The 12,454-nt window shown below is 65.7% G+C and carries 10 protein-coding genes; 3 read left to right on the top strand and 7 right to left on the bottom strand.

What is annotated here, in order from left to right; all coding sequences use genetic code 11:
- Positions 1–15: 15 nt before the first annotated feature.
- The 4 genes from AC07R7_RS23890 to AC07R7_RS23875 all read right to left on the bottom strand — a co-directional run bounded on the left by AC07R7_RS23890 (position 16) and on the right by AC07R7_RS23875 (position 6,058).
- Positions 16–1,530 carry a CehA/McbA family metallohydrolase domain-containing protein gene (locus AC07R7_RS23890; RefSeq protein WP_099503485.1) on the bottom strand — a complete coding sequence of 505 codons (1,515 nt, stop codon included), beginning with the start codon at positions 1,528–1,530 and terminating at the stop codon, positions 16–18.
- A gap of 107 nt (positions 1,531–1,637) precedes the next feature.
- Positions 1,638–4,526 carry a TonB-dependent receptor gene (locus AC07R7_RS23885; protein WP_099503998.1) on the bottom strand — a complete coding sequence of 963 codons (2,889 nt, stop codon included), beginning with the start codon at positions 4,524–4,526 and terminating at the stop codon, positions 1,638–1,640.
- A 105-nt stretch (positions 4,527–4,631) separates the two neighbouring features.
- Complete coding sequence (locus AC07R7_RS23880; RefSeq protein ID WP_099503483.1) at positions 4,632–5,555, bottom strand: FecR family protein; 924 nt, start codon at positions 5,553–5,555, stop codon at positions 4,632–4,634.
- Positions 5,552–6,058, bottom strand: coding sequence for an RNA polymerase sigma factor (locus AC07R7_RS23875; RefSeq protein ID WP_099503481.1), 507 nt, complete (start codon positions 6,056–6,058; stop codon positions 5,552–5,554). Before AC07R7_RS23875 ends, AC07R7_RS23880 begins: the two co-directional genes overlap by 4 nt.
- Positions 6,059–6,465: 407 nt before the next feature.
- Here AC07R7_RS23875 and AC07R7_RS23870 point away from each other — a divergent pair, with 407 nt between their 5' ends.
- From AC07R7_RS23870 to AC07R7_RS23860, 3 genes are all read left to right on the top strand, one after another.
- On the top strand, positions 6,466–7,569 hold the full coding sequence (locus AC07R7_RS23870) for a sensor histidine kinase (RefSeq protein WP_099503477.1): 1,104 nt from the start codon (positions 6,466–6,468) through the stop codon (positions 7,567–7,569).
- Between the two features lie 217 nt (positions 7,570–7,786).
- On the top strand, positions 7,787–8,086 hold the full coding sequence (locus AC07R7_RS23865) for an excalibur calcium-binding domain-containing protein (RefSeq protein ID WP_168193652.1): 300 nt from the start codon (positions 7,787–7,789) through the stop codon (positions 8,084–8,086).
- A complete protein-coding gene (locus tag AC07R7_RS23860) occupies positions 8,028–8,303 on the top strand; it encodes a 5'-nucleotidase (protein ID WP_099503475.1) in 276 nt (91 codons plus the stop codon). Before AC07R7_RS23865 ends, AC07R7_RS23860 begins: the two co-directional genes overlap by 59 nt.
- Positions 8,304–8,896: 593 nt before the next feature.
- Here the strand turns inward: AC07R7_RS23860 and AC07R7_RS23855 are convergent.
- From AC07R7_RS23855 to AC07R7_RS23845, 3 genes are all read right to left on the bottom strand, one after another.
- Positions 8,897–9,403, bottom strand: coding sequence for a cupin domain-containing protein (locus tag AC07R7_RS23855; protein WP_127846970.1), 507 nt, complete (start codon positions 9,401–9,403; stop codon positions 8,897–8,899).
- 308 nt (positions 9,404–9,711) lie between these two features.
- A complete protein-coding gene (locus AC07R7_RS23850) occupies positions 9,712–11,208 on the bottom strand; it encodes a sensor histidine kinase (RefSeq protein WP_099503471.1) in 1,497 nt (498 codons plus the stop codon).
- 412 nt (positions 11,209–11,620) lie between these two features.
- Positions 11,621–12,325, bottom strand: a complete 705-nt coding sequence (locus tag AC07R7_RS23845) for an ion transporter (RefSeq protein WP_305764129.1) — start codon at positions 12,323–12,325, stop codon at positions 11,621–11,623.
- Positions 12,326–12,454 lie beyond the last annotated feature (129 nt).

Below are 12,454 nucleotides of genomic sequence, written 5' to 3'. Positions count from 1 at the left end.
GCCCGCCCTTGTCGCCTATTTCACGACAATGGAGATCGGGTTCGCGTAGAACCACAGGTCCGACCACGGATCTTCACCTGGCAGGTCCGGCAGCGGTTCGCTCTCCGCGCCGTTCGTGCCCCGGACCCGGATATAGGTGGAGCGGCGCACGTCCTTGAGCGCGTAGACCATCGACAGCACCTCGCCCTCGCGCGCCCAGGAGGTTGGGGTGAAGGCGCGCACGACGCGGGTCGAGGGATTGGCGTCGAGCGTGCGGTCGGCGGCCGGTCCGATGATGTCGCCCTGAATCAGGTCGATGCGGGCGACGCTGGGCGAAAAGCCGCCAAAGTTCTTGCCCGCCGGGTCGCGCACCCGGATGACCACCATGACGTCCGTTCCCGCGGGAACCTCCAGTCGCCCGCCGATCTCGGCCCTGGCGCCGGTGGCGCTGGCGGTGACATCGACCTCGGACACGAGGTCGCCCAGTGTCACGAAGATGCGGCCGTTGCGCAGGCCGTCCAGTACGTCGTCATAGGTGTGGGCGGCCTTCACATAGGTCTTGGAATACTCGCCCGGCCAGAAGTCCGCGCCGCCGTCGGTGTAATGGCGATGGGAGTCCGAGGTCGAGGTGACCCACCAGCGGCGCCCCTCGCCCAGCATCGCGTCCCAGAAGCCGCCGAGCTTGGCGGTCATCTGGTCGAAACCGCCGAGGGTCGGCGCTCGCGAATAGCCGCCGCGATCGCCCTTGCCCTTCAGCGAGCCGTCGGGGTTCAGGCCCGAGGCCTGGTGTCCGGGCGCGCCCTCCATGCCGACCACGACGTCGGGGGCGGTGTCGTTCCAGTCGCGCAGCTCGGACGGCGAGACCAGGCCGTAGCGGCCCATGCCGGTCGCCGACCGCGACGGGTGGTTGGCGATGACCACCGGCGGCTTCGCCAGCGCCTTCATGTGGCGTAGCGCGTCCAGCATGAAGCCTTCTTCGTCGCGGGCCGGGTCGGCCGGCCACGGTTCGCGCCGGTTGTAGCGGCGCTCGATCCCGAACAGGGCGTCCCGTTCGCTCGCCGTGCGCGGCAGGATCAGGCTGGAGTGCTCGGCCGCCGGCGTATCCAGCTCCATGCCCCAGAACTGCAGCACGCCCGGCGTCTCGCGGCGAGAGCGCGCCAACTCGGGATAGGCCTCGTCGCGATTCAGTTTGGCGTGGTTGGGACCGCCGTGATCGGTGGCCACCATCCACGAGAGGCCATACCGGGCGCCCATCCGGGCGTTGGTGGTGATCGGGTTGCTGGCGTCGCCCGCCTTGACCAGGATCGGTGGCTGGGACGGATCGGCGCTGGGCTTCACCGAGACGCTGAACCAGCTGTGGACGTGATGGTCGCCGGCCAGCCAGCGGCGCTCGGAAGCCTTGGCCGGCCGCGCGCCGGGGCGGTTCGGCGCGACCGGCTCGACCGCGTGGCCGGGATGCGCCGACGCCGGGCTTCCGGCGGCCTGCGCGAGGCAGAGCGTCAGGGCGGCAGCCGAACAAGCGAGACGGGCTCGAGGCGGGAAGGTGCGCATCCGAATGTCCTAGCCAAACCCTGTGACGCTTCCCACAAGCGATCTTGGGAAAGCAAGCCGGCCCGCGCCGCGGGCGCGCGAGCCGGCCTCAAACCCCGCCGTCAGGCCTAGAACTTGGCCCGCAGGCCGAAGCTGACCGTGCGGCCGTAGTTGGTGTAACCGCCGAACCAGCCGCCCTTGATGAACTGCCGCTGGGAGGCTTTCGTCAGGTTCTGCCCTTCGATCGCCGCCGTGATCTGCGGCGTGATCTTGTAGCTGACGCTGCCATCAAGCGAGCCGAACGCCTTGTCGTTCAGCGCCGAGAGCCCCGCCCCGCCGACGTCCTGCAGGACGTCGTCGACCCAGCTGTAGCTGGCGCGGGCGGCGAAGCAGTCCTTCTCGTAGAAGGCCGTCACGTTGAAGCTGTTCTTGGCGACATTGACCATCTCGTCCTTGAGGGTCGGCGAGTAGGTCGCTGCGGTGTCGGTGTAGGTGTAGTTGGCCAGGAAGCCCAGGCCGTCAAACGGGGCCGGCAAACGCTTGAACAGGTGCTGGTAGGCCAGCTCGACGCCCTTGATCGTCGCCTTGCCGCCGTTGGTCGGCGAGGTCAGCACGTAGGTCTGGCCGTCGACGACGATGTTGGTGTTCTGACTGTAAACGAAGGTGGTGATGTCCTTGTAGAAGGCCCCGCCGATCAGCGCGCTGCCCGGCGCGAAGTACCATTCCAGGGTCGCGTCATACTGCCAGGCCTCGAAGGGCTTCAGCAGCGGATTGCCGCCCACGGCCGTCAGCAGGGTCCCTGAGTTCAGGGTCAGGCGCGGCGCCAGGTCGGCCAGGGACGGCCGGGTGATCACCTTGGCGGCGGCGACGCGGGCCTGCAGGGTCTCGGTCAGCTCCAGCGCGAAGTTGGCCGTCGGCAGGACGTCGGTATAGGTCTTCTCGAAGCGGACGGGCAGCGCCGCCGTGCCGTTGTCGGCGTGACCCGACGAGACCTGCTTGGTCTGCGCCACACGCACGCCGACCTCACCGCGCAGGGGCGCGCCGAACAGGTTGGTGTCGATGTCGCCCAGGGCGTAGCCGGCCCCGATCTTCTCGGACACGCGATACGAATTGCGCTGGTCCGCGCGGGCCGTGCCCTTCTGGTTCGGGTCGCGCAGGGCCCAGAACGCGGCCGGGTCCGGCATGGCCCAGCGCGTCGGCAGGCCGGCGGAGGCGCCGCCCAGGAAGTCGGTGACCGGGAACGGGTCGAAATAGTCCGCGCCGAAGAACTTGCCGGTCAGGTTGGTCGTGTAGTTGATGTCGGCGCGATTATAGGATCGCGAGCGCTCGCGAAATTTGACGCCGAACTGAAGGCGGCTGACCGGACCCAGGCTCACCGGCCGCTCGGCGTCGAACTGCAGGGCGGTCTCGTCGTCCGTAGCGTTGTTCACCCGCCATTCGATGCGGCGGAACGGCAGCAGGGACGGGTTGTTCAGGTCCGCGGTCAGCAGACTGACGTCCGGCAGCCCGTCGCCAGCCTGGGGCAGGTTGAACGTGGCCCGGCCCATCGACCCCTGCAGACGGGTGCGGGTGATTGGCTTGGAGGTTTCCGAATAGGCCCGGGCGTAGGCGAGGTCGCCGGTGATCGTCCAGTCCTCGAGCTTCTGACGGATCTTGCCGGCGACCATCATGTTGTCGTGAGCCAGGTCGCTGACTTCGCGACCGATCTGACTGTTGGTGTTCGCCGTGCCGCCCATCATGACGCCGTCCTTGATCACGGCCGAGCCGGCGACCAGGGTCGAGAGATCCGGATCGACCGAGTAGGTCAGTTCGTCATAGTGGTCGTCGAGCTTGGTGTAGCTGCCGTCCAGCGTGATTTCCGTGGCGTCGCTGGGCCGATACTGGGCCGAGAGGACGACGCCCTTGCGCTTGCGGTCCTCGCGCTCCAGCGTCGGGCGGATATTGGTCGCATACAGCTGCACGCCCTGGGCGATCAGGCTCTTTCCCAGGGTGGTGGTCGCGCTGGGATAGCTCCAGCCCACGCCGGTGATGCGGTCCTGGCGCAGGGTGCGCTCATCGTACACCGCCGCCGCCAGCACGCCGAAGGTGCCGGCCGCGTTGGTCCAGCTGGCCAGGCCCGACACGCGCGGGTCGGTCTTGCCGGCGAGCTCGGGATGGCTGGCGGTGGCCGACAGCGCCAGGGTCGTGCGGCCTAGGTCCAGCGGACGAAAGGTCTTGATATCGACCACGCCGCCGATGGCCCCCTCGTCCAGAGAGGCCAGCGGCGTCTTGCCGACCTCGACGCCGGCCACCAATTCCGACGGCAGGGTGTCGAAGCGGAACTGGCGGCCGCTCTGGCCGCTGTCGCGCATGTTCTCGTTCACCGCGGCGCTGCGGCCGTTCAGGGTGACGATCTGGAAGTTCGGGCCCAGGCCCCGGACGCGGATGAAAAGGCCCTCGCCCCGGTCGCGGGTGATGGCCACGCCCGGCACGCGCTGCAGGGCCTCGGCGATGTTGTTGGACGGGAACTTGCCGATGTCCTCGGCCGAGATCGCGTCGACGACATTGGCAGCCTTGCGCTTTTCGTTCAGGGCGCGGGCGAGCGAATTGGCGAATCCGCCCGTGACGACGAGCTCCTCGAGCTCGGTGGGCTCGTCAGCCCGGGCTGGGACCGCCTCGGCGCGCGGCGCGGCCGCGGCGGGGTTGGCCTCGGTCGAGACCTTCTGGGCCGCCGGGCGCAGGATCGCCGCGCCGCCGTTGCGCACGAACGTCAGGCCCGTGCCCCGCAGCAGCTCGGCCAGGCCGCGCTCGGCGTCGAACTGGCCGCGCACGCCTTGGGTGTGCTTGCCGCTCAGCAGGGCCGGATCGGCCAGAACCTGCAGGCCCGTGGCCCGGGAAAAGCTCGGCAGGGCCGAGGCCAGGTCGCCAGCCGGGATGGCCAGGGTCGGCTTTTCGGGCGGCGCGGCCACGACGGGGCTCGCCGCCAGCAACGCGGCCGCGGAGGCCGAGCCAAGCCAGGTCCAGGTCTTCGAAGTCATGTCGTCATCCCCGTTTCGCGCGGCGTTCGACGCCGGTTCGGCCGGGAAGACGCTGGCCACCCTCGAACCCGGACAGGGATTTTTGTGAAGTTTCGGCGACGGCGGTCAGCGCGAGAGCAGAAAGCCGTCCGACGTCTGACGGACGGTGAAGCCGTGCATCAGCGCCAGATCGCGCACCAGGGCTCGGGGCTCGTCAAGCCGGAAGCGGCCAGCCACCCGTTGGCGACCCAAGGCCGGATCGGCGATCACGATCGGTGTGGGCGAGGCGCGGTTCAGGCGCTCGACCAGCCGCGCCAGGGGGATGCCGTCCGTTTCCAGCCAGCCCGAGCGCCAGTCGTCGGCATGGAGGTCGAACGCGCGGATCGCCGACAGCCGGCCCTCCTTGGCGAAAGCCCGCTGGCCCATGGTCAGCTCGGCCGTGCGGTGGATCAGCCCCGCCGGCGCCAGCCGAACGCGACCGCGACGCACCGAAAGCTCCAGGCGCCCATCGCTGCGCTCGAGGTCGAAGGCGGTGCCCAGCACACGGGCCGAGCCTTCGGGCGCCTTGACCGTGAACGGCCGTCCCGCGTCGTGGGCGACGTCGAAGAAGGCCTCGCCGCTGACCAGCTCGACCTGGCGCCGCCGGGCGCCCAGGCGCGCCTCCAGGCGGGTCGCGCCGTCCAGGGTGACCTGCGTGCCGTCGGCCAGGGTGGCGACCCGGTGCTGGCCCGGCGCGGTCTGCAGCACCACTGGCGCGACGGTCATCAGCTGAATCTGCGGCCAGGCGACGACGGCGGCCAGGCCGCAGGCCGCCAGACCGCCCGCCAGCGCGGCCCAACGCCCAGCGCGGCGCGGGACTCTCCGCCGTTGTTCGCTCAGCCGCATCGCCTCAGCCAGGGCGGGGTCCTGACTGGCGCGCCAAACCGCGTCGAAGGCTTGGCCGTGGGTCGGATCGGCCGACTTCCAGGTCTCGAAGGCGGCGTCCTGACGGTCGCCGTCGTCCAGACGTCGCGCCGCCCAGACGGCGGCCTCTTGGCGGATGCGGCTCATCGGCGGCCTCCGCTGGCGCGGCGCTCGGCCCGCGCGATCTCGCGATGCAGCTGCTCCAGCGCCCGCACCACGTGCTTTTCGACCGCCGCCTCGCTGAGGCTGAGATCCTGGGCGATCTGACGCGGCGAGTGGCCGTGCAACCGGCGGCGGATGAACACGTCGCGACGCAGGGGCGGCATGGCGTCCAGCGCCTTGCCGAACACCTCGACCTTCTGGCGATGCATCAGGATCTGCTCCGGCGCGGGGGCTTGGCAGGGAATGTCGTCGTCCAGCGCCTGGGCGGGCCGTCGGCTGGCGCGGCGGAAGTGATCGCGCACAAGATTCAAGGCGATGCGATAGCCCAGCGCGGCCCTGTCAACGATGGTCCGCGCCTGCTCGTAGGCAAGCAGGCGCTCGAATGTTTCCTGCACCAAATCCTCGGCCGTCGCGGGATCACGCGTCCGCCGAACGATAAACTGATAAAGGTCGCGCCGCTGCGCGCGCAGGCTAACGAGGTCGCTCATCGTAGCGCTTGGCTCCCCCAGGGAGCGGAATAGCGGACGGACCGACCAAGCATGGCCAGGCGCTAGCACGACTTTGTGACACTATCGTCCTTTCGCGCCGAACGCCGCCTCAGCGCCAACAGCTGACATGGGCGCACTTCCAGAAACTGGACGTTCGCGCCATTCTGAGAAGTGCTTGCTTACGGAGAGGTGGATGTCGCCCTGGCCAAGATAGCGAGGTCCTGAGAGCCAGGCCATTCGCGCCCCTGCTCGCTCCGTGTTCTTGCGCGGCTGGGCGACGGCCATCGTCGCAAAGCGTTGCTGCGCGGCTATGTCGAGGAGTCGGCAGACGCCCGGCCTCGACCGTGACACGACCTCCAGAATGCTGAACCAGAGGGCTAAATGACAAGAAGACCCGCTCATGAACACTGACGACCCGCGCGGGGGCCGAAGGTCTGCCTGGAGGGCGCGCGGACCAAGCGGACGGGGACCTCTCGCAACGGCTAGCCGACGCGACGGCGCGCGCCGATCGCCAGGAAGAGCTCTTCCACGAGCTGATCGAGCGGTGTCCCTTCGGCATCTACATCGTCGACGCCGACTTCAAGATCGCCTCGATGAACCAACGCTCTCAGAACGGCGCCTTCACCAATGTTCGTCCCGTAATTGGTCGCGCGTTCGAAGAGGCCATGCGCATCCTCTGGCCCGAGGAGGTCGCCCAGGAGATTCTCGGCCACTTTCGCCGGACATTGGAGACGGGGGAGCCGTTCTATTCGCGTGACTTCTATCGCCCACGGAATGACGTCGACGAGGTCGAGGGCTACGAGTGGGAATTGCAGCGCACCCGAACGCCCGACGGGCGCCACGGGGTGATCTGCTATTACTACGACTCAACCGAGCTGCGGCGCGCGCAGCAGCAGATTTCCTCGGACCAGCGCCGTCTCGAGCTACTCGTCGACGAGCTGAACCATCGTGTGAAGAACACCCTGGCGATCGTTCAGTCCCTCGCGGCGCAGAGCTTTCGCGGGTCGGACATCCCTTCGCATGCGCGAGAGGCTTTCGAGGGCCGCCTGGAGGCTCTGGCCGGTGCCCACGATGTCCTCACCCGCAATCACTGGGCTGAGGCCGACGTTGCCACTATCGTCGTGAACGGGGCGAGGGCGTGCGGCGTCGAGGGGAGATTGCGCGTCTCGGGGCCAACGGTCGGCCTGGCGCCGCAGACGGCGGTGACCATGGCCATGGCGGTGCATGAGCTTCTCACGAACGCCCTCAAGTACGGCGCGCTTTCGCGAGACACCGGCGAGGTCGAGGTCACGTGGAAGCTCCAGAAGAACGGTGGATCGCGCCGCCTGCGTTGGGTCTGGCGCGAGCGCGGCGGTCCGCCCGTCAAGACGCCGACGCGGCGCGGCTTTGGCTCCCGACTGCTGGAAAGCGCCATGGCCGCTGAAGGCCATGGCCGCGCCGACCTCGCCTTCAACCCCGATGGCCTAGTGTGCACGCTTACTGCTGACCTCAACCAAGCGTTGGGGACTTAGACGGCCGGGGCTTGGCTCCGTATGCCACCGTATCAGACGAGTTGCGCCGACGCGTCGGCCTGCCAGTGATTAGCGTTCCTGAGCCGCAACGCGCCATGAACAGGCATTGGCAGGCCGCCGCTAAGCTGACCTTTGCACAGCCGCACGTTTGCCAGCCGAAGCGACAAGCTCGCCGGACCTTTACAAGAAGATAAGCTCGTCGTGCGACGGTCGGAGGATGGAGCGTCGCCAAAGTTTAAGACTCCCATTTCCCGCCCTGGTGGCGCTGGTCGCTGCGATAGCATTTGCTCTGACGATGCTTGCTCTTTCTAAGCCAGCAGTGGGCTTGGGCGACATCCACGCAGCGCAGATCCAGACGAAAGCGCCAGGGGATCAGCATTTCAGCGGCTGCAGAGCGGCCCGGGCCGCGGGACGCGAAAACATACCCTCTTGGGATCCATCTTACCGCAGTAGCATGGATGGCGACGGTGACGGATTGGCTTGCGAGCCGTATCGGGGCAACAATTCTCGTGGGTGAGCGTGTCGTGCTGACGTTTCGCGAATGGGGCACACCGTTTGATGAAGCGCATTTCGTTGGGCATCACGCCAAGGCTCCGTTTGTCGAAGCATTTGACGCTCACATATTCTTTGATGACCAGGAGAAGCACGTTCTAGGCGCAAGAGCTTTGGTCCCCGCGGGACACGTGCCGGGCCCTCACGCTGCGGACCAGCTGATTGTTCCCGCAGCGGAATAGCACCCTAGCAATCGTCGGGCCCGCTAAATCTCAGACCGCTACAATCGTCACCCCCATATCGAGTAGTGCGTAGTTTACGCAACCTTAAGATCTCACGTAAGCTCAGCCGTGGTGGGCTGGATCATGGGGAATGCTGCGGTGGAGTAGCATCACCAAAGAGCTCCAAGCAGAATCACCCCAAGTGTGAGGAGGTTGAAGTGGCTTGGTACAAGAACGTTGACAATTTGAGAAAGGCGAATGGAACCGAAGCGGTTTGGTCAACTGAATATAAACCTGGCGCGATCGTAGCGACTTCTGGCATTTACCGCTGTAGAAACTGTGGGAAGGAAGCCACTTGCAACAAAGGCGATCCCTTTCCACCCGAGAACCACCACCAACATCCTCAAAGTGGCGCTGTACTTTGGCGATTAATCGTATGGACTAACACCTCTGGCGACGAGAGCCACGGGGCCGTCTAGCTTGCAGATACAAAGGCGCCAGGAGGCGACATTGGCGCACCTCCAGAAACTGGACGTTCGGCATCTGGCTCGAAAAGACCGGCACCGACCTGCGGTGGAGGTTTTACGCAACTTGGCTGGAATGTCAGTCGACCTTCACCCCCTCGGGCACAACCCTTTCGGGGTCCAGTCGGAGGTGAGGGTCGTCGGCGGACTGCCTTCACCATGCAGGATCAATGCGAAGCCTTGCCGGGTTTGTTGGCCAATCGCCATGAGCAACATGGGCGGCCCGCGCCGGACCATCAGCGAATGTCCCGCTCCCCGTGCGACTTGGATGCCATCCGGCGTTTCCAAGCAACTTGCCCCGCTGATCGCATAGAAAGCTTCGGGTCCTGAATGCACGTGCACGGGGGCTGTAGCGCCCGGCGGGAACGTCGACTTCAAATATTCGGCGCTAAAGTCGCCGCTAGCCGCCTCGATTGGGAGGGGGCCGATATCGGCCATATGCTGCCCGCCCACGGGGTCATGCCCCTTGTCGCCGATCTCAAAAAGCCAAACGCGGCCGAAGGCTTGAACAACAGCGCCATGTGGGGATTTAACACGTTCAGCGGCTTGCGCGTCCGCAAAGGTGTAGATTTTCCAATAAAGCGCCCCTTGAGGCAACGCTCCGAGCTCTTGGTGAGCGACAAGGCAGGCTGGGCCCGGCGTCTCGCCAGTTTGCCCGGCGCAGGTCCGCGAGGTTGCTTGGGCCTGAGCAGAAGGCGGAGCGAGGGTTAGTAGCGCTAGGGTCCCAAGAGCGCCTGCTAGCAGTCCGGATAAAGTCCTAACCATGGTCCGAGCTCTCCCAATAGCGCGCTCCGATAGTGCCCGAGGAAAAGCCAGCTCACCACCCTTCCCCGGCCATCCGAGGATCTGTGTCGCCGGCCAGGCTGCGCCATTTGCTGTCGTTGCCGCACCTCCGGAAAGACGACCTATGCAGGGTCTGGCTCTGGGTCTGGGTTAGCCTGCAGCGGGAGCGTAATTTGCGCGCTGAGCCCTAGCTCTGCCCAATGTAATTCCACGCGACCGCCAAACGGCTGAAGGCTGCGCTTGAGCAAGGTCCCACCAAACCCTGAGCGTTTGGGCGCAACGACGGGCGCCCCCCCACGCTCGATCCATGACAGCTCAAGCTGCCCATGGCTGCTACGCCAGCGCACGGTCAAGACGCCTTCATCGACGGACAATGCGCCATACTTGGCGGCATTGGTTGCCAGCTCATGGAGGCAGAGTGCAAGCGCTTGAGCATGTCTGGCCGGCAAGGAGATCGGCGGCCCGTCAAGCTTGATGTGACCGTTGTCACCCAAGCCATAAGGGCCAAGTTCTTCCGTCAGGAGCTGGCGCAGGTCGCCGCCCGACCATCGACTTTCAGCAAGCAGCTGATGGGCGCGCGAGAGAGACTCGATCCGCCCCAGCAGGGCTTGTCGGTAGGTCTCGAGATCACCGGCCTTGGCTAGCGACACCATGCTCTGCACGACAAACAACAGGTTCTTGGCGCGGTGATCGACCTCGAGCATCAGAAGCCGCAGACGCTCTTCATTCTCCCGCTGCTCGGTGACGTCCAACTGTACGCCGACCAACTTCCGGGGCCGGCCAAGGTTATCGCGAACGATCTCCGATCGGACCTGCAGCCAGCGCACCTGGGCGTCAGCCGTTAGGCGCCTGAATTCGAAATCCGCGAATGTGTCGTCGCCGTCGAGGGCGCGCTGTCGCGTCTTATTCAGAAGAGCGGCATCGTCTGGGTGGTGGCGAGTGCGTCCCTCTTCGAGGCGAGCGCCAGCGTCGCCAAAGTCTACTCGCCGGCGCAGGTCGTCACTAAGAGGAGGGAGGGCGTCGTCGAGTGACCATTCGAACGGCGCCATGCGGCCCGCTTCCAGCGCCAAGCGCAGCCGGGCCTCGGAAGCCGCCATTCGCTGGACCGCGAGCTTTTGCTCGGTGATATCCTCAGCGACGCCGATCATGCGCACCGGGGCGCCACTTTCATCGTAGAAGAAGCGACCGCGCGCCGCGCGCCAGTGGATTGAACCGTCTGGCCATAGGGCGCGGAACTCATGATGGAAGGTCGACCGGCCATCGCGAGCCGCTTCGATCAACGCCACCGTCTCGTCGCGATCGTCCGGATGCAACCGGTCGAGCCAGGCTTGGTAGCTGGGTAAAACTTCTCCGACCGCGTAACCCTGCTGCAAGAAGTGGCGGTCGTTCCAAACGACCTTGCCCGAGGCGATGTGCCAGTCCCAGCTGGCAAGGCCGCCAATCTCAAGGGCCAAACGAAGACGTTCCTCGCTTCCACGCAGGGCGCCGTCGACGTGATCTCGGTCCGCCGTGTCGTAGGAAGGGCTCGACAGCCCATTGTTGGCTTCGCGTGGCCCGGTGTTTTCAACCTTTGCCGCCGCTGGCCCAGCTTTCGGATTATCCAGCGACTCTTTAGTCATGCTGTGCCCAACTCCATGCCGCACAATGCATCGGCAGCTCGAAGGTGAAGTTATAATCAAAGGCCTGCATCGCGCCGCCTCAATAGCCGGAGGGACGGAACCGGCTGTGCATAGCTACGGCTTAGGGAGGTAGGGACAAGATCGCGTTATCGACGTCCGCACCATAACAATGCTGGAGGTTCGCACCGTCGCATGACCGACATAGGCCGCTCGGTTCAGATCACCCACCGATCCCTGCGGTTTTTCGCAATCCTAACAGTCCCGCTACGATCGGTAAGGCAGCGCCATAAGCAGACTCTCGGTCCGCTCCAAGAACACGACGTTGAGCGGTATGATCTTCTAGCCGGACGAAGTAGGATAATCGCGATCGAGCGACTGCATGTAGCAGCGGCAGAAACCTAGCTGGGCAATTTCACACCCGACCGTTGGGAGGCGGATTATCCTCTCGCGCACGACGATGGCGATCCATGCCGTCGCTGAACGCGGCGGCCAGTATGCCCGTGGGCATCGCGATCAGTCCGATGCTAAGGATCGCAGTGACGCTAGCCAGGACCTTGCCCAAGGGGGTAATCGGATAGACGTCGCCGTATCCGATGGTCGTCATTGTCGCTACAGACCACCATAGGGCTCTGGGGATGCTGCCGAACTTTTCGGGCTGAACGCCGCCTTCAGCGAGGTAGAGCGCTGTGGCGGCCACGACGATCAAGGACAGGCCCGCCACCAAACTTAGGATAAGCTCGTCGCGGCGCGACATCACGGCCTCGACAATATGGTCGAGGGCTCGGGACATCCGACCAAGCTTGGCGAGGCGAACGATCCTGGCCAGACGTACCCACCGCAGCAGCAGCGCTCCGGAGGTGCCGACGACCATGAACGATGAAACCACGGCGATTAGATCGGCGACCGCCGCAGGCGAAAAAATGAAGCCGAGCCGTGAGCGCCAAGCCGAGCGTGTCGGATTCCGTTCTGGCGCGGTCCATAATCGCACGGCGTATTCCGCGGCAAAAATCCAGCCAAGTGCGAATTCCCCCGAAGTGAACGCCCGCCCGTAGTCGCGGATCAACGTTGGTTCGGTTTCAGCGATCGCCAAGGCGGTAGCGGCGATGATCAACGCCACAAGCACCTTGTTTGTGAGTGAAAGCCCTTGAGCTCGGGCTTGAGGCTCAATTTGCCGGTAGAAGCGTCGGCGGACGCGTTCCTCCGGCCGCTCAAAGGGCGTTGTTCCGTCCACAGGTCCCCCCGGTAT

The organism is Caulobacter sp. GW821-FHT05F04 (genome assembly GCF_059419665.1).
Note: the sequence above shows the minus strand (reverse complement) of the source record. Positions and strands in the feature narration are given on the sequence as shown.

Coding starts and splice junctions, on each gene's coding strand:
- AC07R7_RS23890 (WP_099503485.1), bottom strand. CDS start 1,530: ATGCGCACCTTCCCGCCTCGAGCCCGTCTCGCTTGTTCGGCTGCCGCC.
- AC07R7_RS23885 (WP_099503998.1), bottom strand. CDS start 4,526: ATGACTTCGAAGACCTGGACCTGGCTTGGCTCGGCCTCCGCGGCCGCG.
- AC07R7_RS23880 (WP_099503483.1), bottom strand. CDS start 5,555: ATGAGCCGCATCCGCCAAGAGGCCGCCGTCTGGGCGGCGCGACGTCTG.
- AC07R7_RS23875 (WP_099503481.1), bottom strand. CDS start 6,058: ATGAGCGACCTCGTTAGCCTGCGCGCGCAGCGGCGCGACCTTTATCAG.
- AC07R7_RS23865 (WP_168193652.1), top strand. CDS start 7,787: ATGGAGCGTCGCCAAAGTTTAAGACTCCCATTTCCCGCCCTGGTGGCG.
- AC07R7_RS23860 (WP_099503475.1), top strand. CDS start 8,028: ATGGCGACGGTGACGGATTGGCTTGCGAGCCGTATCGGGGCAACAATT.
- AC07R7_RS23850 (WP_099503471.1), bottom strand. CDS start 11,208: ATGACTAAAGAGTCGCTGGATAATCCGAAAGCTGGGCCAGCGGCGGCA.